Origin of the sequence: Bradyrhizobium sp. LB14.3 (genome assembly GCF_040547985.1) — a bacterium.
Taxonomy (GTDB): domain Bacteria; phylum Pseudomonadota; class Alphaproteobacteria; order Rhizobiales; family Xanthobacteraceae; genus Bradyrhizobium.
In genome coordinates, this window is the sequence record NZ_JBEPQT010000009.1 from 191,820 (window position 1) to 216,730 (window position 24,911).

Annotated in this window: 21 protein-coding genes, 2 tRNA genes and 1 pseudogene; 19 read left to right on the top strand and 5 right to left on the bottom strand. The window is 62.4% G+C overall.

Annotation, left to right across the window (positions count from 1 at the left end; genetic code table 11):
- The first annotated feature begins 28 nt into the window (after nucleotides 1-28).
- Both ABIB00_RS19230 and ABIB00_RS19235 read left to right on the top strand, forming a co-directional pair.
- A complete protein-coding gene (locus ABIB00_RS19230; protein WP_354105441.1) occupies nucleotides 29-529 on the top strand; it encodes a DUF417 family protein in 501 nt (166 codons plus the stop codon).
- Between the two features lie 189 nt (nucleotides 530-718).
- Entirely contained in the window at nucleotides 719-928 is a 210-nt protein-coding gene (locus tag ABIB00_RS19235; RefSeq protein ID WP_354105442.1) for a hypothetical protein, read from the top strand.
- Nucleotides 929-965: 37 nt separating this feature from the next.
- Here the strand turns inward: ABIB00_RS19235 and ABIB00_RS19240 are convergent.
- Nucleotides 966-1,638: pseudogene (locus ABIB00_RS19240) on the bottom strand (class I SAM-dependent methyltransferase).
- A gap of 365 nt (nucleotides 1,639-2,003) precedes the next feature.
- Between ABIB00_RS19240 and ABIB00_RS19245 the strand changes: the two are divergent.
- The 5 genes from ABIB00_RS19245 to ABIB00_RS19265 all read left to right on the top strand — a co-directional run bounded on the left by ABIB00_RS19245 (nucleotide 2,004) and on the right by ABIB00_RS19265 (nucleotide 8,604).
- Nucleotides 2,004-2,345 carry a hypothetical protein gene (locus ABIB00_RS19245; protein ID WP_354105443.1) on the top strand — a complete coding sequence of 114 codons (342 nt, stop codon included), beginning with the start codon at nucleotides 2,004-2,006 and terminating at the stop codon, nucleotides 2,343-2,345.
- A gap of 97 nt (nucleotides 2,346-2,442) precedes the next feature.
- On the top strand, nucleotides 2,443-3,540 hold the full coding sequence (locus ABIB00_RS19250) for a hypothetical protein (RefSeq protein ID WP_354105444.1): 1,098 nt from the start codon (nucleotides 2,443-2,445) through the stop codon (nucleotides 3,538-3,540).
- A 488-nt stretch (nucleotides 3,541-4,028) separates the two neighbouring features.
- On the top strand, nucleotides 4,029-4,184 hold the full coding sequence (locus ABIB00_RS19255) for a hypothetical protein (RefSeq protein ID WP_354105445.1): 156 nt from the start codon (nucleotides 4,029-4,031) through the stop codon (nucleotides 4,182-4,184).
- A gap of 150 nt (nucleotides 4,185-4,334) precedes the next feature.
- Nucleotides 4,335-5,114: a Hachiman antiphage defense system protein HamA gene (locus tag ABIB00_RS19260; protein WP_354105446.1), complete on the top strand. Its 780-nt coding sequence runs from the start codon at nucleotides 4,335-4,337 to the stop codon at nucleotides 5,112-5,114.
- The gene (locus ABIB00_RS19265) at nucleotides 5,098-8,604 is read left to right on the top strand and encodes a DEAD/DEAH box helicase (protein ID WP_354105447.1); all 3,507 of its coding nucleotides are present in this window, start codon (nucleotides 5,098-5,100) and stop codon (nucleotides 8,602-8,604) included. Before ABIB00_RS19260 ends, ABIB00_RS19265 begins: the two co-directional genes overlap by 17 nt.
- A gap of 120 nt (nucleotides 8,605-8,724) precedes the next feature.
- Here ABIB00_RS19265 and ABIB00_RS19270 read toward each other — a convergent pair whose 3' ends face one another.
- Entirely contained in the window at nucleotides 8,725-8,922 is a 198-nt protein-coding gene (locus ABIB00_RS19270; RefSeq protein ID WP_354105448.1) for a hypothetical protein, read from the bottom strand.
- Between the two features lie 215 nt (nucleotides 8,923-9,137).
- Between ABIB00_RS19270 and ABIB00_RS19275 the strand changes: the two genes are divergently transcribed.
- The 11 genes from ABIB00_RS19275 (at nucleotide 9,138) to ABIB00_RS19325 (ending at nucleotide 19,875) form a co-directional block, all read left to right on the top strand.
- Entirely contained in the window at nucleotides 9,138-9,674 is a 537-nt protein-coding gene (locus ABIB00_RS19275) for a hypothetical protein (protein WP_354105449.1), read from the top strand.
- Between the two features lie 4 nt (nucleotides 9,675-9,678).
- A complete protein-coding gene (locus ABIB00_RS19280; RefSeq protein WP_354105450.1) occupies nucleotides 9,679-10,212 on the top strand; it encodes a hypothetical protein in 534 nt (177 codons plus the stop codon).
- A gap of 91 nt (nucleotides 10,213-10,303) precedes the next feature.
- Nucleotides 10,304-11,035 carry a metallophosphoesterase gene (locus ABIB00_RS19285; protein WP_502917843.1) on the top strand — a complete coding sequence of 244 codons (732 nt, stop codon included), beginning with the start codon at nucleotides 10,304-10,306 and terminating at the stop codon, nucleotides 11,033-11,035.
- An 80-nt stretch (nucleotides 11,036-11,115) separates the two neighbouring features.
- Nucleotides 11,116-11,709: a hypothetical protein gene (locus ABIB00_RS19290; protein WP_354105451.1), complete on the top strand. Its 594-nt coding sequence runs from the start codon at nucleotides 11,116-11,118 to the stop codon at nucleotides 11,707-11,709.
- Nucleotides 11,706-12,107 (top strand): hypothetical protein, encoded by a 402-nt coding sequence (locus ABIB00_RS19295; protein ID WP_354105452.1) that lies wholly within the window; start codon nucleotides 11,706-11,708, stop codon nucleotides 12,105-12,107. Before ABIB00_RS19290 ends, ABIB00_RS19295 begins: the two co-directional genes overlap by 4 nt.
- 2 nt (nucleotides 12,108-12,109) lie before the next feature.
- On the top strand, nucleotides 12,110-12,376 hold the full coding sequence (locus ABIB00_RS19300) for a hypothetical protein (protein WP_354105453.1): 267 nt from the start codon (nucleotides 12,110-12,112) through the stop codon (nucleotides 12,374-12,376).
- Between the two features lie 423 nt (nucleotides 12,377-12,799).
- The gene (locus tag ABIB00_RS19305) at nucleotides 12,800-13,549 is read left to right on the top strand and encodes a hypothetical protein (protein ID WP_354105454.1); all 750 of its coding nucleotides are present in this window, start codon (nucleotides 12,800-12,802) and stop codon (nucleotides 13,547-13,549) included.
- Between the two features lie 9 nt (nucleotides 13,550-13,558).
- Nucleotides 13,559-15,877 carry a TnsB C-terminal domain-containing protein gene (locus ABIB00_RS19310; RefSeq protein ID WP_354105455.1) on the top strand — a complete coding sequence of 773 codons (2,319 nt, stop codon included), beginning with the start codon at nucleotides 13,559-13,561 and terminating at the stop codon, nucleotides 15,875-15,877.
- A 10-nt stretch (nucleotides 15,878-15,887) separates the two neighbouring features.
- Nucleotides 15,888-16,865, top strand: a complete 978-nt coding sequence (locus tag ABIB00_RS19315) for a TniB family NTP-binding protein (RefSeq protein ID WP_354105456.1) — start codon at nucleotides 15,888-15,890, stop codon at nucleotides 16,863-16,865.
- Nucleotides 16,866-16,880: 15 nt separating this feature from the next.
- Nucleotides 16,881-18,926 (top strand): TniQ family protein, encoded by a 2,046-nt coding sequence (locus tag ABIB00_RS19320; protein WP_354105457.1) that lies wholly within the window; start codon nucleotides 16,881-16,883, stop codon nucleotides 18,924-18,926.
- Entirely contained in the window at nucleotides 18,919-19,875 is a 957-nt protein-coding gene (locus tag ABIB00_RS19325; protein WP_354105458.1) for a hypothetical protein, read from the top strand. The genes ABIB00_RS19320 and ABIB00_RS19325 overlap by 8 nt, the downstream gene beginning before the upstream one ends.
- A gap of 30 nt (nucleotides 19,876-19,905) precedes the next feature.
- Here ABIB00_RS19325 and ABIB00_RS19330 read toward each other — a convergent pair.
- The 3 genes from ABIB00_RS19330 to ABIB00_RS19340 all read right to left on the bottom strand — a co-directional run bounded on the left by ABIB00_RS19330 (nucleotide 19,906) and on the right by ABIB00_RS19340 (nucleotide 20,895).
- Nucleotides 19,906-19,982: transfer RNA gene (locus tag ABIB00_RS19330), tRNA-His, on the bottom strand.
- Nucleotides 19,983-20,136: 154 nt separating this feature from the next.
- Nucleotides 20,137-20,213 (bottom strand) — tRNA-His (locus ABIB00_RS19335).
- A 247-nt stretch (nucleotides 20,214-20,460) separates the two neighbouring features.
- Nucleotides 20,461-20,895: a phasin gene (locus ABIB00_RS19340; RefSeq protein ID WP_247353087.1), complete on the bottom strand. Its 435-nt coding sequence runs from the start codon at nucleotides 20,893-20,895 to the stop codon at nucleotides 20,461-20,463.
- 554 nt (nucleotides 20,896-21,449) lie between these two features.
- On the opposite strand from ABIB00_RS19340, the gene ABIB00_RS19345 reads away from it, so the two are divergent.
- Complete coding sequence (locus tag ABIB00_RS19345; protein WP_354105459.1) at nucleotides 21,450-24,899, top strand: PAS domain-containing sensor histidine kinase; 3,450 nt, start codon at nucleotides 21,450-21,452, stop codon at nucleotides 24,897-24,899.
- Nucleotides 24,900-24,911 lie beyond the last annotated feature (12 nt).

The window sequence follows — 24,911 nt, forward strand, 5'->3', positions numbered from 1 at the left end:
CCAGCATCGACCACAATGGAGCGACAGGATGCGAGAGCTGACGAAAACCTTCAATATTGCAGAAACCGGAGCAGGCTCCTATCGACTTTTGGCGATTCTGCGGTGGGTCATGGTCGTGATTTTTGTATCCTTCGGCATGCAGAAGTTCACCTTGCAGTCGGCTCAGGGCATAGAGCAGTTCATAAGCCATAGTCCGTTCGTTTCCTGGCTATCGCTGTTCGGTTTCAGGGGGGAAGCTTATTTCCTTGGCGTGACGGAATTCATCATCGCAATCTTGCTGGCTGTCGGCGCATTCAGTCCTTTGATGTCGGCATTGGGGTCCCTCATGGGGGTCATTACTTTCATGGTGACCTGGTCGTTCTTCTTCACGACTCCCGGCGTCGTCAAATGGAGCATTTCGACGGACCCGATGGCCTGGAATCTGGCAGGCGAGTTCTTATTCAAGGATATCGTGCTGCTGTGCGTCTGCGTAGTGCTGCTCATGGCATCGCTGCCTGAGACGATCACCCGGCTACGCACCTATCCCTGATCGTGCGCTTCGACCCGAGGGGGCTGATCCCGACACGGCGGAGAGCGGCAAGCTCGATCAGTGCGCCGACGCGATCGTCTCCATGATCGAGGCGGACCCGGCGCGCAGCACGCTCGCACTCGAGCTGGAGCATGAACCGCGGGGGGCATAAAGGTCGCCTACAGGCGGTTCTCGCAATCCATCACGGAAATGGGATTCGTGCGCCATGCGCCGATCGACGAGCAGATTCTGGCTTCGGCGTCCCGCTTCGATGCTGCGGCGCTGCATGTCGTCGGACGCTTTCTGCTGTGGGATCTGGACGACCCGTCCGGCGCCCGGCCTTACCTCCAAGCCGCCTTCGAGCGGGGAAACTCCGAGGCGGCCATCGACCTAGCTGTGATTGCGCTATTGCGCGCCTGACTTCGTCGAGACCACGACTGACGGCGCGCAACGCAATTTACAGAGAACCCGGCGAGATTGTCCAAACCGCCGTATGCTTGATTTCGGCGTCTTCTAGGTCGCGGGTCACCGGTACGCGGTAGTCGGCGAGTCGAACAAGTTTTGCCTTCGGCAGGAAAGAGCGCCCGGGGTCGCCGATCAAGATGGTCGCGCCAGCGCGCGCATGGTCTGCCAGAAATGCAAAGGCACGCGTCGCGGTGTCCCGCTCATAAAAAATGTCGCCCGCGAGGATGGTCTGCCATCGGTCGTTTGGCTGAGTGTCGAACACGTCCTTGCCGCACGAAGTGAGGTGGACCTGGTTGACCTCCGCATTGAGTTCGGCCGCCACGATCGCGAAGGTGTCGATATCAGACACTCACCCCGACCGCGCCTGCCTTCATCGCCGCGATGCCGACGAGTCCGGAGCCAGAAGCGATGTCGAGCACATGCCGGTCCCGCACGGTATCGGGATGATCGAGCACGTAGCGAGCCAGCGCTTGGCCGCCCGCCCAGGCAAAGGCCCAGAAGGGCGGGGGAAGGCCGGCCTCGTTCATCTCGTTCTCGGTCTGCTGCCAGATCGGCAATGATTCATCGGCGAGGAAGACCGCGATTTCTGGCACCAGCGGCACCGACCGCAGCCGGGTATTGGCGCTGATGAAGGCTTGTGGGTCGGCAATGGTTCTGGCTATCAAGGCGGGCTGTCATTGTGTAGGTCCCGCGATGACTAGCACAAGTCGTCTCGCGCTGAAGGGACTTAATCGCGTGATGTCTGCGGCCGGGATCGGATCGACGCGGTTGCCTGTTTCCCGAGCTCAACGATTGAACGCGGTCCATCGTCGCTCTGCAGGCACGTTCCCGCGCGGACTGGCCCGGGTTCGGAACGGCCTTGAAGTGCGGCTCCGCGAGGTTATATTCAAGGTGCTGAGCCAATCTTTCCGAATTGGCGGCCGATCACGATCGTGACGGCTCCCGACCTGACCCTAGTAGTCAGGCTAACCGCAGCCCCTATGGGGGGCCGCGTGTCTCCAAGGGTTTATCAAACCTCAGGAGACTTAGATTGAGCAAGATTCTCAAATTCCCGGCGACAAAACGACTGAAGTCAGTTCTGGTCCGCAGTTCGCGCGAGCATCGGATTAGTATAGAAATTCGGGACGAAGTCCGTCCGCGGCGCGTCCGGTGGGTCGCGCAGTTCGAGATCCAGGAAGTCGCCGGCTTTCGCGGATCGAAAGGGCTGACGGACCGGGCCGTGGCGAACGGTTACCGCCATCGCTTCACGGTCGGAAGCACGTACGCGGCGCGTCGACTTGCAATCATGATGGCGCCGCTAATCGCGTCCGGAAAGGTCGTATTATGGATCGACGGGACGATGGTGCGCTCGCAGCCAGCTTTGGCCGCGTAGCGCCGGTCGACGTCCGTAGCCGGAAGGGAGCCCCGCCGTTGGCGGGGCTCCTGCGCGATGTGTTGATCCGAGTCGCCGACCATCCCACATCTCGACCATGATCGACCTTGACCAATATATCGAGCGCATCGCCCGGATCGCCGGCGAATACGTGGATCTGACGGATTGCGCGGCGAAACTTCTCGGCGATCGCTACGGGAACGGAGACCAGACCGTCATCGAATGCGTCGATTTCCGCCGCACGATGTTGACGGTCGGCGACCGGGACACGCTGAACTGGCAACTGCAGCTCGGATTCTTTCCCGTCGCCCTGCCGGCTGATGTCCAACTCGGCGGTTACGCGTTCGCGGCCGAAGTAGCCAGCGCCGTCCTGAAGCTGAGAATGCGTACGGCGTGCGCGCCATACAGGCGCACCGATCCCCTGTTTAGCGGATCGCCGGCGCTCTGGAGCAGCGTACGTGACGGCGAATTGATCGACTTCGCCGCCCTCGCTCAGGAGCTTGGAAGCGAGGTCGTGGCGGTCCCGAATGGCTTCAGGAAAATCGCCACCGAACTCGATCCGGCGCTCGTCGAGTGGCTGAGGCGCAACAATCCGACGTCACCGTTCTTCGTGCGGCTCGCTCCCGATCGCTTCTACGGGCAGAAGCCGCCGATGATGCTGACGGAAGCGGTGATTGCGCCCGGTCGCTTCGACGCTCTGATGAAGTTTGACATGTATCCCGGTCAGCGAGAATACGGCGAATACGTGCTGCAAAAGGATGCTTTGGACCCGAAGAATCCAGCGCCGTTTATCGACTATGAGGTCGAGAGACTACGCAGGCTGGAAGTCCGAGCCCAGAGACGCGGGGACATCGTGAGCATGATGATCGAGGAGTTACCGGCTCCCGAGGCCCCCGACGGTTTGATGGTCGGCCGGTGCATCCATCTGGACACGCACGCGCCTAACAAGACCGCGATACGCGACGTGAAGCTTTCGCATCTTGATCTGGCCCTCAACGTCTACGAAGGGGATGTCCGAAACGAGCGCTTCGGCACCAACCTGAAAGACGGGAAAGTTACCGATGCCAGCTTCAGGACGCATCTGATGCGGATCGAAGGCATTCCCTTGCTGACGCTCCTGCCGATCTGCGCCGGATTTCTCAGGTCGACGAGCCTCCTGGGCGAGTGGTTAAAGGACCTGCAGCAGCCGAGGTAAACGCTATCGCATGTCGGAGCGCCGGTCCCTGACGCCTTTGCCCGGTCGCTCCTTGCCTCGATCGCCCGAACTTCGAAACGCCTCGAAATCGTCTGACGTTGACGGCTGAATCGGCGCGCCCGATCGTACACGGTGGTGGTCACAAATTGAAGCCGGGCTTTTCAAGATTCCTTGTTTTCATGCGGATTTCGCGCATTTGAGGTAAAGGGGATGAGAGTCCCACTCTCTCCGCCAGACCGTCACATGCTCAGACGCTCGGGCTGAGGTCTGAGTGACCTGCGCCTCCCGCACCATCACGTTGTCTAACCAGAGGTCCCTCAACTGTCGATTAGAGTCTATCGACGAATCCGGCGCGCTGGCTCCGCGATGCGGGTCCCGCTAGGCAGGCGCGTCAAGGACTTCACGGGTGCGCAGAAGCTGGTTCAGTCCGAACTTACGGGACTAGCTAAAGTCCGTCGGTAAGGCGGGTCTCGATCGTGACATCTTCGTTGAGCGAGAAAGCCGTCGAGGACGACGCGTTCGCCGAGGTTAAGAATAACAAGCGACCGACCGCACACTTCGTCCAGCTCTACTGGCTACTTGCCTCGTTCATCTCCGCCTGCGCCGAGGTCGGAGCGGCCGGCTATGTAATCTGTCAGCCGTGACTGGCCCATATATTGCGACACTACTCATACGTGTTGAGCGAGGCCGGATCAATCGATAGAATTGACCCGAATCGCTGGGGGGCGTTCAACAGCTCAATACGGCCAAGAGATTGCGTCGCAATCGTCCTCCTCATGGATACGGAGGAAATTGTGGCGCAATTCAACAACTGGTGTCTCTCGCTCGACGAACATGTCGGACAGCACGTCCGTCGGGTGATAACGGGTCAGGCCGCTTCGCTCGACGTCGGTATCCAGGCTACCGCGGCGATCATTCCTGGTCACTACGCGTCGGAAGAACAGGTGGCGCGCGCGCTCGCCCGCCTCGGTAAACCCGCCGCTGCTGCGCTGATCCAGAGCAAATTACCTACCACAAAGCAGATCCGCTCCGGCGATCTTGGAGAGATCTACGCGACCGAGTGGATCGATGCACATAGTGGTGGCTATCGAGCCCCTATCAAGCGCCTGCGCTGGAAAGACCACCGCAACATGGCCATGCGCGGCGACGATGTCATCGGGATCCTGCAAGACCCCCAGACCCAACGGTTGCATTTCCTCAAAACGGAAGCCAAGAGCCGCGCAACGCTCACGGCCCAGGTTCTTACCGAGGCTCGCGCTGGGCTGGACAAGGACGGCGGGAAGCCATCCGCCCACGCGCTTTCTTTTATCTCGGCACGCCTTCTAGAAATGGGAAGTTTGCCGCTGGCCGACGCGATCGATGATGCAATACTCAAACACGGCATTCCGGTGCAGAGTGTTAGACATCTGCTGTTCACCTTTTCCGGTAACGCACCGGATGCCCTGCTGACCAACGCTCTTCAAGCTTACCCCGGACCGATCAATCAGTGGGGCGTAGGCCTGCGCGTGGAGGGACACGCTACGTTTATTGGTGCGATCTATGATAGAGTGATCACCAATGGCAATAACACCTGAAGCAATTGCTGCTGACATCGCAGAAGCGGCGACTGCGGGATTTCGCGGGCGCCTGATCGCGCAGGGCCAGGCTCGCGCGATTATCTGGCGCGACGGCGCCCTCCCCGCGGACGCCCCGGCGTTTGGCCCGCAGCTCAGCTACGATCTACATTCCTACGGATACGCCCTGCTCGGGCTCGGTCTCCGCCTCCGCGAACTCGGCGGCGATGCAGCGCGTGCGCGGATCGCCTTCGAGCAAGCTGCGACGGCACTCGAAGCGGTAATGGCCAAAGGCAACCGCAACGAAGTTGATCGCGACTTCCACTTCATCATCGCGGCCGCAAGCTATCATCTCGCGCACCTTTCGGCACGCGCCTACTCGCTCCTTGCGATCGTCGAAGCCGATGAAAACTTCGCGCCGATAGAAAAGGTTATTGCCCTTCTTTTGCGGCGAAACTTCCGTGTCTTCCGTGCGACCGTGCTCGACTATCGGGCGTCAGGCGAAGGCAGCGACGCCCGCATTACCGAAACCATCGGGGTTAACCTGGAGCAGGCCGACGCGGCTGACGGCAACGAGTTTCTCTTCGACGGGCTCGACACCGCATTGGTCGATGCCTTCATGGCGGCAATGTCTCTGTTCCTTTTGGCAATCGAACGTGGCGAGCACTTCTTCCTCGAGTTGGCCTTGGAACGGTTGCGGACCGGGCTGGGCATCTGCAGCGAGCTGAACATGCTACCGCAATGGTGGATGTATCGCATCGCGGTCCACCTCATTTCGGATCTCTGGTCGAACACCTTTCACGAACGGTTGCCGCGACAGCCCGAGGGCGGCGAAGCGGCTGATTGGCAGCGGCTTCGCGAACTGTTCATTGCACTTTTACAACGGCGACCGAGAGCGGAGGTGGATCTTTGGCCATCGCAAATCGAAGCTGCTACGCGCGCCGTCGATCAATCGGATGACTTGGTCGTATCGCTTCCTACCAGCGCGGGCAAAACACGCATTGCAGAGCTGTGCATTCTGCGCTGCCTGGCCGGCGGAAGACGGGTGGTATTCGTTACGCCGTTGCGGGCCTTGTCGGCCCAGACGGAGACCACACTCCAGCGGACCTTCGGTCCACTCGCCAAGACGATCTCGGCACTCTACGGGAGCATCGGTGTAAGCGGCTTCGATGAAGACGCGATCCGGGAGCGAGACATCGTTGTGGCGACGCCGGAGAAGCTCGATTTCGCGCTCCGGAACGATCCCTCTCTTCTCGACGACGTCGGCCTACTTGTATTCGACGAAGGTCACATGATTGGTCCGAACGAGCGCGAGGTTCGTTACGAAGTCCAAATCCAGCGTCTGCTGCGTCGCGACGACGCATCGACGCGAAGGATTGTCTGTCTTTCCGCGATTCTTCCGGATGGCGACCAGCTCGACGACTTTGCTGGATGGCTCCGACGAGATCACCCGGGCGGCCTAATTAAGCACGATTGGCGGCCGACCCGGTTGCGGTTCGGGGAGGTCGTTTGGACCAGACCAACTGCGCGTCTGAACCTCCGCGTTGGCGACGAGCGCCCTTGGGTGCAGCGATTTCTAACAGGTGCAGCGCCTCCCCATTGGATCCCACCGAAGCGTCGACGGACCCGTCTCTTCCCTGACGATCAGCGCGAGCTCTGCCTCGCGACGGCGTGGCGTCTCGTCGAGGATAGGCAAACGGTCCTGATTTTCTGTCCTGAGCGTCGTAGCGTCGAGCCCTTCGCTGACGTGATCGTCGATCTGCATGAGCGGGGCTCGCTCCGTTCATTGCTTGATGCCGAGCCAACACTTCTCAACACTGCCATAGCACTGGGAGAGGAGTGGCTCGGGCCGAACAGTTCCATCCTTAAGTGCCTGCGCCTCGGGGTAGCATTGCACCACGGAGCTTTGCCGACCGGCTATCGCAAAGAGGTTGAGCGCCTGCTGCGGGAGAATGTCCTGAAGGTCACCATCTCGTCACCGACGCTGGCGCAAGGTTTGAATCTCTCCGCTACAGCTGTGGTCATGCATTCACTCCATCGCTTCGGCGGGCGAATCGATATCTCGGAGTTCAAGAACGTCATCGGCCGCGCGGGACGCGCCTATGTCGATGTCGAAGGCATCGTGCTTTTTCCCATGTTCGACGACGTCGCGAAGAAGCGACGCAATTGGGAGGCGCTGATCAACGATCTTGGCGCGCGCAATATGGAAAGCGGGTTGGTCCAGTTGGTTGCGGCATTGCTGTCCCGTATGAATGCCCGCGTCGGCGGCGATCTCAATCAACTGATGGAATATGTCGTCAACAATGCGGCGGCGTGGACTTTTCCCGAAATCGCGAATGAGGAGATCGAGGATCGCGAACGTGCGCTTGCAGATTGGGAACGACACATCGCGACACTAGATACGGCAATCCTGAGCCTCATCGGAGAAAATGACGTCCCGGACGATGGGATCGAAGCCGCGCTGGACGACATCTTGCAGTCCTCTCTCTGGCATCGCCGCTTAAAACGCTACAACGAATCGACGCGGCAGGCGCTCAAGGCTGGGGTTGTCTCACGCACCCGGCTGATTTGGAGTCAGTCGAATTCAGTGCGCCGTCGAGGTTATTTTCTAGCCGGAGTCGGATTGACAACTGGCCAGGCGCTCGATGCCGTTGCACCTGAGGCTAATGTCCTCTTGGTCCAAGCCAATGGGGCAATTGTTCAGGGCGACGCCGAAGCGGCTATCAGGGCAATCACGCGCATTGCCGAACTTGTCTTCGCTTTCTACCCCTTCACGCCCGATCCCATGCCCGACAATTGGCGAGACGTTTTGCGCGCCTGGATGCTAGGCCATTCACTCGCCACAATCGCTATCGGCCAGGAGTCGGAAACGCTCCAATTCATCGAGGGCGGCCTCGTCTATCGGCTTCCGTGGGCGCTCGAGGCTATCCGCGTTCGCGCTCATGCTAACGGCGATACAATCGATGGATTCCAGCTCAGCGACTTCGGGCTTGGCTACGCAGTGGCCTCGGTCGAGACCGGAACACTAAACCGCTCCGCCTCGATCCTGATTCAGGCTGGCTTCAATTCTAGGCTTGCGGCCATCAAGGCGGTGACCGACACCGGAGGGTCCTTCGAGAACGGCCAGGAACTTCGTCAATGGCTCAGTTCACAAGCGGTTGCCGCGCGGAGTGCTTTGCCCAATTGGCCTACCATCGAGACCAAGGACATGTGGACAGAATTCGTGCTGACATTCAGACCGCGCGAAAACCGTGCTTGGGCAGATCGCCGCTATTGGGGGAACGTTGCTTGGCTCGGCGCGCCGCCTCCACCAGGCACGTCTGTGCAACTCCACGACTTCGCTGGGCAGCCACGCGTCCTAGCAGCAGATGGCACGCCGCTAGGTACGTTACAGGCTTCGCTCAATCCCACACGCTTGGGGTTGGTGCGCGCTCAGGTGTCGCAGGACACCGGCAGAATCGACGTCTCATATTTGGGACCTGACGACCTCTCCGGCGTCGCGGCTACCTAGCGATTTGAGTGTGGCGCGAGACGGCCTCACCAAACGAAGAAGGAAGGCCGGCAATCTTCAAGAACGGCCGGCGCGTAGGAAAAGGCCCAAAGTCCAAAGGCGTTCGTGGCGGGTCGGTATTTAACTTCCGCGTTTGGCCTTTCGTCGCTTTAGCCATTCGGTCGCGGCCTCTTCCATAACGTCCCAAGCAGCACGCTCCTCTTCGACGGCGGCGTGTTTGATCTGCTTTACAATCTCCGGCGACATCATCGTTAGAAATTGTATGCGATCGCCGACCGGCGTCCGCTTCTTCCGCTTTGTCGTAAATTCCTTAGCCATTCTGGCTTCCGTACCCAACCGAGACCCCACGAAAAGAGTCCCATGGGTCGCAACGTACCGCAAGTCCATTTGCCCGCGCTCCAACGCAAAATATTCGGTTTTTACTCATTTGACGCCTGCCCGCTACAGATAAGCGCGTCAAGGGATCATAAGATATATTTATAAATTTATATACTTATATAAGAGTGCCGTCACTCTATTGGCGGTGACATTCTATGGCACACACTCTCAGTTGGAAAACCGAGCTCGTCCAAGCTTACCGCGATCTGTTCGCCCCGCCATGCGACACGGCATTGGCTGTTCGGGGCGCGCCCGAGTGTGGCCTTGGTTGGCATGACCTGCTCGACCGGATGTGCGTCCGGATCCAGACCGCGATCAGGGCCGGCGGCACCTTCAAGTTCAGCCAGATCAAGGAGAAGTACGGCACCCTGCGCGTCTATTGGGACGGCAGGCTTTCAGCGGAAGCGACCATCCAGGTCGAAGAGGCCATCGCGCTGGCGGAAGCCCGCAGCGCGACCTGCTGCGAGGTGTGCGGCGAGTCTGGCCGCCTTCACAGCGACGGCTGGCTGACCACCCGCTGCGCCACTCACGCCGAGGGCCGGGCGCCCGTAGAGGTCAAGCCGGGGCTCGAGAACATCTACATCGTCAGCTATGTCGCCGGCGACCGGAACCAAGTCACGTGCCGCCGGTACGACCGCGGCACCGACACCTTCACGGAGGTCGATCCGGCCTCCCTTCCGGTGGAGGAGTAGCGAGATGGCAATGGATTGGGGGCACGCCTTGATGCTGCGTCACCGGCGCCTTTTCGTGGTGAACGTCGACGAGCCCATCCGCTCGTTCGGCTACCCCTATTGCGGACGCGGTTGGCAGGACATCCTGGTGCGGCTCTGCGGCCGGATCGAAATCGCGCTCGGCGAGGGCGAGACCTTCGAATTCGTCAGCATCAGGCAGAAGCTCGGCATCCTCCGCATCGACTGGGACGCCGAGGCTACCGAAGTTACCGAGGACAAGATCGGCCATGCCGTGAACCTCGCCGTTGCGCGGTCCGCCAGCACCTGCGAGATCTGCGGCGCCGCTGGCCGCCTGTTCAACAACAAGGGCTGGCTCGAAACCCGCTGCAGCGAAGACGCCGTCGGCGAACCCGTCCCGCCACGCTTCGGATTGGGATTCGAGAACGTGCGCCGCCTTAGGCGGTGGCGCGGTCATGCCGACATCCATTTCGCAAGTTATGACCGCGAAACCGACACGCTGACCGAGGTGCCCCGGCCCTCGCGAAAGCAGGAGGGCTGACATGCGCCTCTGGCCAATGTCCGATCTTCACATCGAACTCACCCGTGGCTGGGATTTGCCGTCCGGAGACGTGCGGCCGGACTTCGACGTCATGATCGTCGCCGGCGACCTGATCCCGCGCGCCGAGCGCGGCGTGAAATGGCTCCTCGATCGCGTGCCCGACCGGCCGGTTATCTACTGCATGGGGAACCATGAAAGTTATGGCACCGACATCGACCGCACGCTCGAGAAGGCCAAACAGGTAGGGTCCGGCACGAACGTTCACGCGCTTGAGAATGAGACCATCCGCATCGGAAACGTGACGTTCGTCGTCTGCACGCTCTGGACTGACTTCGCGCTGTTCGGAGACGAGCGCCGGGAGATGGCGGTCGCGGCGGAGCGCATGAACGACTTCAAGCGGATCCGGACCGGCCACTACGCCCATCGCTTCCGCCCAGCGCACGCGCTGGCCAAGCACCGTCGATCCCGAGCCTTCCTCGAGACCGAGCTCCGCAAGGATCGGCTTGGACCCCTTGTGATCGTCAGCCACCACGGCTGCCGGCGCCCGGAGCTGCGTCTGTCGGACCCACCCAAGCCGGACGAGCTTCTGAGCGCGGTCTATTATAGCGACCTCAGCGCCCTGATGGTGCCGGCGCCCGACGACGGTCGCGGCGCGCTGCGACCCGCCGATCTCTGGATTTTTGGTCACGACCACCGGTCCTTCGACGGCTTGATCGGCGAGACCAGGGTGGTCTCGAACTGCAAAGGATACGGCCCGTGGCTGCCGCGCGAGCGCGCCTGGGACAACCAGAATTTCGACGAACGCCTCATCATCGAGATCTGAAAGGGGCCGACCATGACCGACGCCGACCAGCAACATACCGAGACCCGCCCCGCCCTTTTCATGGTTTCGGATGCCTCCTCATGTTCTCCCCAAAAGCTCGACGCGGCCGCCCCGATCTCTTCTCGTCCGCAAAAACGCCGGGTCCGGTCCCCGCGCGACACCCTGCGCTCAGAGAGGCGCTCGCGATCGCTTCGCTCGATCCGGCGGTTATCGCGATCTCACACGTTGCGGCGGCGAATGCTGGGCCCGCGCAAGTAGTCGACATCGACGTCGTCGTCCTGACGCGGCCGGACGGCCGCTTTCATCTCGACGTGGTGCCGGCCCGCCGGGTCCGTGACCTGGACGAAGAAGGCCTGGTGCAGATCGCGCTTCGCGAACTCGCGCTGCAGCAGCTCGTCGTCACGGCCGAGGACCTGCGGGCCGAGCCGCGTCGATCCAACGTGCGCCTAGTCTGGTCCTACAAGGACCAGCCGGTTCCCCTCCCGCTGCGCCTGCGCATCCTCAAAGCCCTCGCCGACGAGGGGCCGTTGGAGCTCGGCCGGCTGCTCGAAATGGTCAGCAGCGATGTCGACCCGTCGCCGGCGACGATGTCGCTCGCATGCGCGAACCTCCTCGAACTCGACCTGACGTCCGAGCCGCTCGGACCGTCCACCATGGTGAGGTATCGTACATGAAGAAGACAACAAAACGCCGCTCGACTGGTATCGCCGTCCGTTGGGCGAAGAAACGCCTTGTCGACCAGCACTGCCTGCCGCCGGGCGGCGTTCTGATCGACCGGGTCTTCGACCGCAAGCTCGGCCGCTTCAGAGACGCCAGGCCCGCGGACCAGATCGAGGGCAACTTCTACCTGGAGCCCGAGGCAGATGACGTTCCGCCGCCGGACTCGCAGCGGAAGACCGTCGCAGTCGCGGTCGAAGCCGCTCTCGAGGCGCTCTCGTCGGCAGAAACAGGCCTGGGGGCCCGCCGCGACCAAGCGGCTGGCGCGGTGGTCAACGTGATTCTGACCGGCGACGCCGTCCGCGCCATCTTCGACCTCCGGCGGCCAGCGCGCCGCACACGGAAGGAGACCTGATCATGTTGGTCGTGACCGTCGAACTATGGCCGGGAGGCAGCAGCAGGCTGCGGCGGCCGATCGGGACGATGCACATCGGAAATCAAAGCGACCTGGCCGACGTGAGCGACTACTGGGTCATCGCCATGGCGACGGCGAACCCCCTGACCGGCGAGCCGGCTGGCATCGCCCAGTTTCCCGTTCTCGCCCACCCGCGCCGGCAGCGCGTCTGGGCTCTCATCCAACGCGCATGCGAGGAGGCCGGGATGGCGGACTGGACAGACTTGTAGGGGCGCGCCCGGCCTCGGCGGACGCGCGAAGCGGTTTTCCCAAACAAAAATCGCGTGGTTAACGCGGGCATCCCGAATCCGGAAAACCTCGTGGTTCAGCTGACTTAGCTGGATTCGAACTGGCAGACGAATCCTTGAAAAATTGCAGGCTAAACCATTGAGGTCCCTTGCGTTTTCGAGATTCCGTTTGACGCGCTGCGCGGTTCGGGTACAGCTCGGTTTTAGGCCTGATAGCCAGGCGGCGTTTTCCTCCCCAGCGGAGAAATGCCCGCCACTAGGATTCGCAAACAATGGGCGGTGGCAACGTCGCCGCTCGCGAACCCAGCTTCCGGCCATACGACAAGGTTTCCGACAACGCCGCCCTTCGCGGCGAACGCCCGTTCGCGCCCGGACGGCGAGAGGAAAAGTGCGACGGAGAGCTTTTTGACCAAACGCGACGCCAGGCTGAGCCAGATCGCCGCCGGAATGATGCAGAGCGGACCCCGGATCGTCGAATCCGAGGACGGCGGACCGCTGCGCCTCATCATCAACGGCCGGCACATCAAACCCACCGGCCGATATCCCGCCTTCAAGGCGGACGGCGCGTCCCTCCCTTATGAGGCCGAGCATGAGGTGGGGCTGATGGAGATCAGCGATGCCGACAAGGCGGTCATCAGCATCCTCGCCCAACCCCATCGTGTCGAGATCCCGGTGCCGTGGCAGAACCGCCCGCTGATCTATTTCCCCGACCTGCGAAGGGATCTGGCCGACGGCACGGTCGAGATCATCGAAACTAAGCGCGAGGACGACCGCCGGGCGAAGGATCCTCACTACCAGTTCAAACTCGACGTCGTCCGCGAGGTCTACGCCGGCGAAGACTGGACGTTCCGGACGCTCATGGAGAAGCAGATATTGGGCGGCCGCCTGTACAGGAACGCCCACGAAATCAGCACCTGGGCCTACGCCAAGGTCCCGTCAACCCGGCAGTTCGCGCTGGAAGGGGCCATCGACGCCGCCGGAGGCACGCTGCCTTTCGGCAAAGCGGCAGAGATCGTCGGCGGCGCGCCGCTGCTCTATGCGCTGGTGGTCCGCCGCTCGGTCTATTTCGACCTGAAGCTGCCGGTTTCCGACGACCTCCCGGTGATGCGCGTGGATCACGACGCGCTGCGCCGCCACTCGCCGCCGCTGCTCTGAGGTGTCTACGTGACCGTTTCCCTCGCCATCAAGCAAAACGATGTCGTCGAACGAAAGGGCGACCTGTACCGCTATGCGCTGGAATTGCCACTGGCCCGGATGCTGTTCATGCCCGTCGAACCCGGCCAGGGGGCCGAGTTCACTTGCACCGAAGACGAATTCGGGAAGTTCTTGAAGGATCGCGAAATCCGCGCCCACACCGTTATCCGAGATCATAACGGCGACATCGTCTCGGACGGAGACAAAGATCTCGACCCCACCAAGGAAGACAGCAAGAAAGTCAAGGACGCCCGTGCGCTGTTCTTCTTTCTGAAGAAATGGCACCAAAAGCCGACCAGCCTCCATCACGATCGTCTGGACGACTTCGTCGAAGACCTTAAAGCGGAAGCGCACAGGCTCGGCCATACCTGGTTGCCGAGCTCCGGCACCATGCATCGGCACATCAACAAGTATCCGGACATCGAGCAACTGACCGCTCGATTTCTCATTTCGAATTCTGGCAAGGTCAAGCGCCAGCATTGGCATCCGGAAATCGCCAAACTCCTCGAAAAAATCATCGATTGGCATTGGGAGGAAGGAACCAGCGGCCGCCATCTGAGCGACTCCATCGACGAATTCGACGGCTGGTTCATCGAAGCCGCAAAACGCATCGCGACGGATTCGGCGGTCATGGAGCCGCTGTACAAGCCCAGCGACGAAACCGTGCGCGCCTACATCAACTCCGCGGAGTGCTACGAAACGGTCTGCCGGAAGTACGGTAAGCCACGAGCCGATGCGCAGTTCGCCGGCAACTATCATCCCATTCCCGCATCCAAGCTGCTCGAGGTCGTTCTGATCGACAGCACGGTCCTCGACACGTGGTGCGTGCTCGACGACGAAACCATGCTGCCGCTGGGCAGGCCGACGCTGACCGTCGCCATCGATCTTTTCACAAGGATGATCCTGGCCGTCGTCATCACGTACGAACCGCCGAGTCTTTATACCGCCATGGCATGCTTGAAGCGCGTCAACATGTCCAAGGAAGACATCAACGAACGATGGCCGACCATCGTCCGTTCGTCTGACGGCTGGGGCAAGCCGGGCACGGTCGTGGTCGACAACGAGCTCGCCCAATCCGGAAAATCATATCAATCGGCCTGCGAGGACGCCAAGATCAACGTCAAGTGGGCTCCTGTCGCTCGGCCTCAGTACAAGGCCGTGGTCGAACGCTTTTTCCTGACGCTCAAGAAGATTCTGCTCGACAAGCTCCCTGGCGGCATTCCCTACAAACCGGACGTCATGCGGCAACTTGGTATCGATCCCAAAGAGGTCGCGACCATTCCGCTCAGCAAGCTCACCGAGCTTGTCAACATGGCCATCAACGACCTGTACCACTACGAACCCCATTCGACGATCGGAATGCCGCCGGCGCTGGCCTGGGAAAAATCCAAGCGCAAGCACAAGCGCCCGTACATCGGCGACATCGACTTCCTGGATAAGGCCTTCGGGGCGCTGGAAACGGGCGTGCTCACCACGTCCGGCATCAAGTTCGACAACATGGAGTTTCACGACACCGACATCACGGGGGCCTTGATGGATGATCTGGGAGCGATGGCGCCGCGGCGGAAACGCCGCAAGTCGCTTTTGTCCTCCCTGAATCCCAAGGTGATGTTCAAGTACAATCCGGCGAACGTCGAAGCCATCAACGTCTGGAACGAGCGCAAAAAGGAATACATTCGGCTACCCAACATCGCTGGAGAAGCCGCCGCCGGGCTGTCGATTTGGCACTGGCGGATTTTGCGAATCTGGGCCGAACAGGAAAGCGTCGCGTTCTCGACGCCGGCCGAACAATTGGCTGCCCGCCGCCGGCTGCGCGAAGCGGTCGAGGAGCAGATACCGGCGGCGGCGTACAAGGCCATCAAGCAGCAGCGCCGCATCCTCCACGAACCCTCGGAGCTCGTCGAAGGCAAGACCGCCGTGAGGACGAAGGCCCCTCCGACGGTCGGGGGGATGGCGCAGGACGACGTCGAAATCGACGTTGCCGCTTTCGCTCCCGACGGCAACCGCGTCCCGCCGCCGGGGCCCGCACGGGGCCGGAGTAAGCGTAACAAGGTCGACGGCCGGACGAAGCAACGCATGAAGGAGGCCAAGCAGTCGCCTCCGGAGGCACGCTCGGCCAAAACGGCGGACGTCGTGGCGGCCTTCGCCCGGGATGCTGCAACGAACTACCCCGCGCCGCCGGTCCAGGCCGGACCTGCTTCGCCCGCCTCGGGCGTCGACGCCTCCCTCGAGGCTTTCTTCCGCAAGCGTAGCGCCGGCGACACCGACGCCGGCAACAGCAGCGCGTGAGACTCTCACTATGACCCCTGCAATCCACTCGGCAGATGAAATCGCGCGGCGCCTGGCGCTTTTCGAGCGAATTCGCCACCCGCACAAGCAACTGAGCGAGATTCATCGTGCGCTTAACATCGTGCGGGCCGAAGTCAGCCAGTCTCGCGCCGATACGGTCCAATTCGCAAAGCTAAACCCCGGAATGACGATCAAGCCCAGTCCGCTTCCGCTGATCTGCGTCATCGGACCGTCCGGGACGGCGAAGTCGCACGTGATCAAGACCTACTACGAAGATGTCTGCCAAACCGAGAACTGGCCGGTGGGCACACGGGCCGTGTTCGACTTCGAACTGTCGGTCGACGCCAACAAGAGACAATTCCACGTCGACGCCCTGACGGCGTTGAAAGACCCCGATCCGGAGAAGGGCAATGAATCCGTGCTGCGCCGCCGCTTCGGCAAGCTGACCGACAGGCTCGGCACCGAATTGGGCCTGTGCGATGAGGTGCAGCATTTCATCGCCAGCGACACCGGAAAGCGCACCAAAAGCGTCATCGACGCCATGAAGAAGACCCTCAACACCGGCATCTGCGCACTGGGGCTGTTCGGGACCCAAAAGGCCGCGGACATTTTCGATGCGAGCGAGGAGTTCGGCCAGAGAGCGCACATCCGATTCGACCTCAAGGGAGGCAATCCCGACGTCGCCGATGACCGCGCGCTGTTCGTCGCCTTCCTGAAAACGTTCAAAACCGAAATCGAAAAGATGGGCATCCTCACCAGCGCGAAGACGCTCGAAGATGCCGAAACCATCGGCTGCCTGTTCCTCCAGGCCAGCGGCAGACTTGGCCTGTGTCAGAGGATCATGAAAGCCACCCTCCGAGTGGCGCTTGAACGCGGCGCCACGACCCTCCTCCCGGTCCATTTCGCCGTCGCCATAGATCGGGGCAAGCTGCTGTTTGGCATCAAGGATAACCACTTCGCAAGTCATGCCGAAGCGTTCGCGGACTAGTCGAGCATCACGTCGATGAACACCTTCCCCGTCCCGACAACTCCTCTACCCGACGAAAGCCTCATGGGCTTCGTCGCGCGAGCCTGCGACGACAACGGGCATCCTTCGGTCATCCGCGTGCTGGAGCTCGCCGGTTTCGAGACGCTCCGCGCGCGCTTTCTTCCGGTCAGCGAAACCGTTGATCTAGAAAGCATCGCGCAATTCTTCGGCTGCAATGAAGCAGACCTACGCTCGCGAATGCAGTTGCCGATCGCGGTCCAGGGCTCGCCGCCGAACACTTTCATCGCGCATCTCGGTCCACCGGTTCGAAACTTGATGCGGGAACCGACTCTTCGACGCGTGTCTCCTGCGTCCCTTCGTGTTTCGCCTCACCATAGGGCTGCCTGGGCACTGCGACCGCTGTGGTATTGCCCCGAGAGCGGCGAGTTGTTGACGTCAAACTGCCCAAACCCGGGCTGCCGAAAGCCGTTGGGCTGGAATTATGCGCGGGGCGTTCCTTTCTGCGAACACTGCCTGGACGACGACTGTTGTCCCACGACGGATCTGCGAGATTTGGAATTGCCGCGTCTCGTCGGGGACGACCTGGCTCTGTATCGCTCAGTAACGGGTTTGCTGACCGACCGCCCCGAATCGATGAGGGCGCTCCCCCCGCTTTTCGCGACATGGCACGGATGGGAAGTCTTCGACATGATCGTCATGTTGGGCAACAACCTCTGCAGACGCTTCCCCGATCGATTCAAGTTGCGCGGGTTGGCGTGCTTCTCTGCCCCCGATTGGCATCAGAACCTCATCTCCGCCGCTCGCGTCGTCATGAACTGGCCCGAAGCCATCGGTGACTTGGCGAAGCTCATGAAGGATGCGGCTGGCACGCGCAGCGGGTGCTATGGCCGTTATAAGGAGCTCGGCCCCTTGGCCGACTTCGGTCGGGGCTATGGCGCGCTCCCGAAGGTCAAGGCTGCAATCGAGCGTGCGATCGCCGAACACTATGCAGCCATTCGCGGGTCGGCGCCCGAGCGGAGCTATCAGGCGCCGCCCGAGCGTGCGCATGAAATGATCTCCTATCGCGAGGCACTCGCGAAATACGACGTGACCGCGGCCTTTTTGACCTCGGTCGCGAAGAACAAAGACATCGAGGTCATCCACACCGGCGACGAGAAATTTGCCCCGACCTATTACAACGAGCGGCAGCTCGTCGAATTGCTTGAGTCCCGCCGGCAGGTTCTGCTGATCGATCGTCTGGCGGCGATCACCGGCTTGCCCATGTTCGCAATCGAGGGATTGGTGGAGTCGGGTCACATCCGCCTCGCTACAGGCCCACTCGCGAGATTTCGGGATCCGTCCGTGCAGGCGTCCGAAATCGAAAGGTTCCGGAGCAGAATCGAAGACAATGCGAGCGTCGCCAGCCTCCCCGGCGGGGAGACCTTGATGAAGACGGTGTTGCATGCCGGTGGCGCCGGCGGCGGCTTGCTGTTGAGGCTCGTCCAACTTTGTCTCGATGGTCGAATTGAGTATTCGCTGTCGGCAAGCCGCGGCGGCATCATTTCGCGAGTAGTCCTGTCCGCCAACGCCATCAAATCCGTCGAGAGAATGATCGACGAGGTCGCACCCGCGCCTACGCCGGCGAAAATGACGCGCGAAGACGTCCGGCTGTATCTCGACTTGCCGTACGAAGACGTCGTCGCCTTCGTCAAGGCAGGGGTGTTGCAGGCCGGGTACAAGGTGGACGGGGAGAGCGTCCGACGATTCAACGAAAACTATGTCACTTCCCTTACGGTCGCGAGGCGGCTGAACATTCGCGTTACCAGGGTCGGGCGCATCATGGATGGCCACCGTATTAAGCCTGCCCACTCGGTCCTCGCACGTTCGACGGCCTTCGCCTGGCACAGGACAGACGTCATGCCGATCATCGAACGGAGCGTATTTGCCCGGCGACATCGTGAAGGTGTCGGATCCAGCACGCAACAGCCGTTCGACCAACCTACGGCCGGCGACGACAGTATCCCGCCAGACCGCCGATCATTCGAGACATCAGAACCGGAAGGAGCCGCTTCGAATGGGTGATACCAGCATTGCACCGGCGGCGCCGACCGACGCACCTCGCCGGCCGAAAACGCCAGCCGAACGACAACGGGCCTTCCGCCAGCGCCAACGGGAGAAACGCAAGATCGCGCTGGCCTCCGCCGGCACCGGTTCGCCCGGCCCGACCGGCAATCAGATCGCACCTGCCGCCTTCGAACCACCAGTCACGACGTGCGTCACCGTCACGCCGGTGACGGTCGGCGCGTTACCCATAACCCTCGTCGCGGAAGATGTAACGTCACGCGTTACGGACGAAATAACGGTGTCACGCCGTCACGTCGCGGAGCGGCGTTCCATCACTTCGTACTGCCTGACGGCGGCGGCACTGGCGCTCGCCGTTGTGGGCATCGTTATGAACGGATGGTTCGCCCGGACGCTCGGATCGACCGATCTGGCAGGTTGGACGTTCCTCGCGATCGGCACGGCAAATGACATCGTCGCTCTAACGGTGCCTGCTGCAGCCGCAAGGCTTTGGCTTGCTCGGCAACGAGTGACTGCGGCGGTGGCGTGGCTGGTATGGTCCGCGTCCTTCGTTTTCGCTCTGATCTCCGGTCTAGGATTCGCCTCCGTCAACATTGCCGATACGGCCCTGGATCGCGCGTCACGCGTCACGCCCGCCGTGACGATTGCTCAAACCGCGTTACGTGACGCCATGACGTCGCGAGACAGGGAATGCGCAGGCGGCGTCGGCCGCTATTGTCGCGAACGCGAGCAAGCCGTGATCGAGCGTCAACGTGCGCTGGATGCCGCTGTCGGTTCAGTCGAACGGGCCGTCGATCCGCAGACCGAGGCCGCGAGCAAGATCGTCGCTTGGCTCAGTGCAGGAAATGCCAATCCTACGGCGACGGACTTCGCGATGCTGCGATTGTTGCTGCTGTCGTTGCTTCCGCAGGTCGGCGGCCTTCTCTTGATGATTGGCCGCGTACGCTGAAAACGTCGTGAGCGTTGGATTCGTGGAAAATGGCACCTGGTAGACGATTCGAACGTCTATGACCGGTTCCACAGACCGGCGCCTTGAACCAACTCGGCCAACCAAGCTCAACTCATTGTTTTGATGGGTCCGCCAGCAGCGCGGAAAGAGAACGACTCACCGTTATTGCAGAATCCGACTCACTGCCGATTCGTGAACCCCCGGTTTTATTGGGTTCGGACGACTCGCTCTTAACTTGGGGGGATAAGATTTTGATTTCGCTGGTACAGTTGGGTGGGCTCGAACCACCGACCTCCTGTTCCACAGACAGGCGCTCTAACCAACTGAGCTACAACTGCATCCTTGCGAGCCGCGCCTCTGGGCGCCCTGAAAGGGCCGGTACCTAAGGGGGGCTGGACGGGGCGGAAACTAGGTGCAACGGGCGTTTTTGGCAAGGCCGCAAGACCCCCAAATCGTCCGCTCAGCGACGTTATTTCCAAAGCAAAACCCGGGCTCTAGGCCCGGGTTGTTCTTCTTTGGGGCATGATCCTATCGGAAAACCGCTACACACTTTTCCGGATCATGCCCGTTAAAGACCCAACCAGATCAGGCGGCGGGCGTGTAGAGCTTGGCGGCGCTGGCCTTGATCGGCTCGGCGGTCGCGGCGGCGACGCGCTGGGTCAGCTCGACCAGCTCCTTGGCCTGGGACTGGAAGGTCTCGAGCTGGGTGCGGGTGTGGCCGGTCCACAGCTGCAGCGCTTCGGCCGGCGACTTGAGGCTGAACAGCTGCTGGGCGAAGTCGAGCTGGGCGCTGGTGTTGGCCTTCATGAACTCCACCAGCTTGGCGGTGTACTCGCTCGCGCCCTTGTTGGCGGAGGTGAACACGGCCTCGACGGTGCCGTTGTGGGTTTCGGCCGCGTCCTTGAACTTGGCGTAGCTCTCGCGGGCCTGCGACACGCCCTTTTCGGCGAACGCACGCATCTGCTCGGGGACCTCGAACGGAATGATCGAGGCAGAAAACGGATCAGTCGCACCTGTCATGTTTATCCCTCACACTAATGAAAAAAACGGAGTGAGCCTTCTGGCGCGCCCGCCGGCCAACCGGGGCCATGAGTTGGCGGGTACGAAGACTGGAAACGCGAAACGAATGATGGCTCGCCCAGCGCCCGGACCATGCCTGCCTAAGATGTCAACATTGTGCAACGCAACGGGTTGGGAGGGTGCATTGCGAAATTTAATCCCGGTGAGAATGAGGTTTCCGGGCGGGGGAACCCTCGGTTGAGGTATTTGGGTGGCAATTTGAGCGTGCGCCTCGTCCTTCGAGACGACCGCTGCGCGGTCTCCTCAGGATGAGGCTGGGCGGCGTCGGCGCCTGGAGGCGCCCGCCAAAAGCGGGCGTCGCGAAGGATGGGGATGCAAGCGCGCTGCGGCTTGCGGGGTCAGCCACATTAAGGTTATCGCGGCTTTGGGCCGCCGCCAGGGACCGGCGCCGTGGACCTGCCCGCGCCGGCGCGCGATACTAACCCTTTCTTAAGGCTGTCATTCCCGGCAGCCTTGCACCTTGATGCTGACAAGCGAGACGCGAAGCCGGTCGGATGACGAGTTCGGATTTCCAGTTGCGAGGTGTGGGCGATCCCCGGCTGGCCGTGCACGCGACCTCCCCGCTGCCCGCCTGGCTCTGGTCGATCGACGGCACGCGCGTGCTCTGGGCCAATCCGGTCGGCGCAAAGCTGTTTGGCGCGGCCAATGCCACTGCGCTGGCGGACAAGACCTTCGGCCCCGCCGACAGCCACCGTCGCCAGGTCGTCCGGCTTGCCGGCCGGCTGCCTCCGAACGGAGCCATCCGGCTCGAACGGCTGCGCGGCTTCGGCGCGCGGCTCGGCACCCTGATGACCTGTGCCTGCGCGCGGCTCGACTTCGCCGATGGCGGCCGCGCGGTCCTCGTCACCGCGATGGACCCCGGCTTACACACCATGCCGCTGGTCGAGCGCCTGCTTCGTCTCGTCGATAACGCCAAGGTGCCGATGGCGGCGTTCGCGCCCGACGGCCTGTTCGTCGGCGCCAGCGAGACCGCCCGTCCCCTGCTCGGCTTCCGCGATCTCACTGATGCCGGCCTCGACCAGGCGCGCAGCGATGCGCTTCGCCAGGGCCGCGCCGAGACGCCGATCGGCATCGGCCAGATGGTGCTGCAACGGGTCGGCAGCGGGGCCGATGTCGGCCTGGTCGCGCTGATCGAGCCTGCCGTGCAGGTGGCTGCGACGGCGGAGGCGGATGCTGCGCCCGAAGCCAAAGAAGACATCGCGCGCGAGGAGATCGCTCAGCCCGAGGCTGCGCCGCCCGCGCCTCCAGCCGCCGTGCCGGAGCATGTGCAAATTGCGCTGCCGAACGAGGCTCCATCCGAATTCGCGCTGTTCGACGCCTTTGCCGAGCCGGTCGAAGCGCCGGAAGCAACCGGGACCAACGCCCACGAACCGCCTGTGAGCGAGCCGACGACAGAGATCGCCACGATCCAGGAAGCGGTCGAGGAAGCCGTCGCCGAAGCCGCGTGCAAGACTCCGGTTGACAAGACTCCGGTTGAAAAGACTCCGGTTGAAAAGACTCCGGTTGAAAACTCGCCAGAGGCCATCGTGTCGCCGCAGGCCGCGCCGATCACGTCACACATGGTCGAGCCGCCATCGGGCCACGAAGAACCGCCCGCACCGCGTCAGCATCCGCTGCGCTTTCTCTGGCAGATGGATGCAGAGGGCCGCTTTGTGCTCGCAACCAGCGAGTTCATCCGCCTGATCGGCGCGCACACGGCCTCCGGCTTCGGCCGCCCGTGGCGCGAGATCGCCGACGCATTTGCGCTCGATCCTGAAAGCCGCGTGGCGCAGGCGCTTGCAAGCGAGGACACCTGGGCCGGGATCACCGTGAACTGGCCGGCCGATGGCGGCGAGCATCTGCCGGTCGAGCTTGCAGGGCTGCCCGTCTATGATCACGCGCGCAATTTCGCGGGCTTCAAGGGATTTGGCGTCTGTCGCGATGTCGACGGCCTCAACCGGCTTGAGGCGCTCAGGCGTTTCGAACTGTTGGCCGAACCGCCGGCGCCGCAAAGCCTGTCCGCCGATGTGGTCGAGCCCGAGCCCGAAGCGAAGTCTGAACCGGAGGCGCCGCCTCCACCGATCGAGCCGCCCGCACCTGAGCCTGAAGCTGAACTGCCCGAACCCGTCACCGAAGCGAATTCACACCCAACCGATCCGGAAACGCCAGTGGAAACGCCTCCCAATGTCCTGCCGTTCCGAGCGCCCGGCGACACCAGATCGCCGACGCTGACGCCGGTCGAGAACAGCGCGTTCAACGAGCTGGCCCGGCAATTGTCCGAGCGCCTCGAACGCGACAAGGAAACCATCGCGGCTTCATCCGAGCCGCCGGCGGCAGAGATCACGCCCGAACCGCCGACGCCGGAGACGGAAGCCCCGCACGCACCGGCCGAATGGCTGAACGAACCCGCGCCGCCCGCGCAAGGCCACAGCACGCGCGACCGCGCGCTGCTCGACCTGCTGCCGACGGGCATCCTGATCTATCGGCTCGACCGCCTGCTCTACGCCAACCCCGCCTTCCTCGCGCGCATGGGCTATGCCGGCCTGAGCGCACTGGAGAACGCCGGCGGGCTCGACGCGCTTTATGTCGAGCCGGGCGTGTCCGCGGCCAGCAGCACATCGCAAGGCGGCACGCCTGTTACGATCAGCGCGACGCTCGCCAATGGCGAAGCGCCGCTGCCAACCACCGAGGCGCATCTGCACAAGATCGACTGGGACGGCGAGAGCGCGCACGCGCTGATCTGCGCGCTGCCCAATCCTGCCGCTGTCGTGGCTACACCTGTTGCCGCCTCGCCTGTCGTCGTCGAGACCATCGTCCCGGAGTCCTTCCCCTTCGCGCCCGAGCCCGAGGCCGGCGATGCGGCCGCGGAAGATCTCGCCGCGATCCTCGACACCACGGCCGAGGGCATCGTCATGTTCGATGCCGAGGGCAACATCCACGCCTGCAACCGCAGCGCCGAGGCGTTGTTCGGCTATGACGGCGAGACGCTGATGCAGCAGAATCTGGTGACGCTGTTTGCACCGGAGAGCCAGCATGTCGTCGTCGACTATCTCGAAAACCTCAAGAGCCAGGACATCGCGAGCCTGCTCGACCACGGCCGCGAGGTGCTGGGGCGCGAGAAGAAGGGCGGCGTCATTCCGCTCGCGATGATCATGGGCCGCACCAGGCCCGACGGCCCGAACTTCTTCGCCGTGTTCCGCGACCTCTCGCACAGCAAGCAGGGCGAAAGCGAGCTGACGCAGGCCCGCCGCCTCGTCGACGGCGCGGCGAATGCCAAGGCCGACATGCTGGCGCGGATCAGCCACGAGATCCGCACGCCGCTCAACGCCATCATCGGCTTTTCCGAAGTGATGATCTCCGAACGTTTCGGCACGCTCGGCAACGAGCGCTACGGCGAGTACATGAAGGACATCCGCGCCTCCGGCGAGCGCGTCATCGCCATCATCGACGATCTGCTCGAGCTGTCGCGGATCGAGACCGGCAAGCTCGACCTCAACTTCGCCAATCTCAACCTCAATGACCTCGTCGAAGCCTGCGTGGTCGTGATGCAGCCGCAGGCCAACCGCGAGCGCATCATCATCCGCACCTCGCTCGGCCACGCGCTGCCGCAGGTGAGCGTGGATGCGCGCGCGATGCGGCAGATCACCATGAACCTGATTTCGAACTCGATCCGGCTTGCCAGCGCCGGCGGCCAGGTCATCGTCTCGACGGCGCTGTCCGACCGCGGCGAGGTCGCCCTTCGCATCCGCGACACCGGCCATGGCCTCACCGAGCGCGAAGTCGCCGCCGCGATGGAGCCGTTCCGCACCCCGCCACCTGGCGATGCCGAAGACAATTCGGCGCTCAGCCTGTCGCTGACCAAAGCCCTGGTCGAAGCCAACCGCGCCCGGTTCAACATCAAGAGCGCGGCGAACTCCGGCTCGCTGATCGAGGTGGTGTTCGCACCGGCGCTGGCGAAGGCGTGAACGGCGTAGTCA

Bases quoted from the DNA above. Each gene is read 5' to 3' on its own strand.
- ABIB00_RS19295 (WP_354105452.1), top strand. From the start codon at position 11,706: ATGAAGAAGACAACAAAACGCCGCTCGACTGGTATCGCCGTCCGTTGG.
- ABIB00_RS19320 (WP_354105457.1), top strand. From the start codon at position 16,881: ATGAACACCTTCCCCGTCCCGACAACTCCTCTACCCGACGAAAGCCTC.
- ABIB00_RS19265 (WP_354105447.1), top strand. From the start codon at position 5,098: ATGGCAATAACACCTGAAGCAATTGCTGCTGACATCGCAGAAGCGGCG.
- ABIB00_RS19315 (WP_354105456.1), top strand. From the start codon at position 15,888: ATGACCCCTGCAATCCACTCGGCAGATGAAATCGCGCGGCGCCTGGCG.
- ABIB00_RS19275 (WP_354105449.1), top strand. From the start codon at position 9,138: ATGGCACACACTCTCAGTTGGAAAACCGAGCTCGTCCAAGCTTACCGC.
- ABIB00_RS19250 (WP_354105444.1), top strand. From the start codon at position 2,443: ATGATCGACCTTGACCAATATATCGAGCGCATCGCCCGGATCGCCGGC.
- ABIB00_RS19300 (WP_354105453.1), top strand. From the start codon at position 12,110: ATGTTGGTCGTGACCGTCGAACTATGGCCGGGAGGCAGCAGCAGGCTG.
- ABIB00_RS19290 (WP_354105451.1), top strand. From the start codon at position 11,116: ATGTTCTCCCCAAAAGCTCGACGCGGCCGCCCCGATCTCTTCTCGTCC.
- ABIB00_RS19340 (WP_247353087.1), bottom strand. From the start codon at position 20,895: ATGACAGGTGCGACTGATCCGTTTTCTGCCTCGATCATTCCGTTCGAG.
- ABIB00_RS19325 (WP_354105458.1), top strand. From the start codon at position 18,919: ATGGGTGATACCAGCATTGCACCGGCGGCGCCGACCGACGCACCTCGC.
- ABIB00_RS19235 (WP_354105442.1), top strand. From the start codon at position 719: ATGGGATTCGTGCGCCATGCGCCGATCGACGAGCAGATTCTGGCTTCG.
- ABIB00_RS19230 (WP_354105441.1), top strand. From the start codon at position 29: ATGCGAGAGCTGACGAAAACCTTCAATATTGCAGAAACCGGAGCAGGC.
- ABIB00_RS19285 (WP_502917843.1), top strand. From the start codon at position 10,304: ATGATCGTCGCCGGCGACCTGATCCCGCGCGCCGAGCGCGGCGTGAAA.
- ABIB00_RS19270 (WP_354105448.1), bottom strand. From the start codon at position 8,922: ATGGCTAAGGAATTTACGACAAAGCGGAAGAAGCGGACGCCGGTCGGC.
- ABIB00_RS19280 (WP_354105450.1), top strand. From the start codon at position 9,679: ATGGCAATGGATTGGGGGCACGCCTTGATGCTGCGTCACCGGCGCCTT.
- ABIB00_RS19345 (WP_354105459.1), top strand. From the start codon at position 21,450: ATGACGAGTTCGGATTTCCAGTTGCGAGGTGTGGGCGATCCCCGGCTG.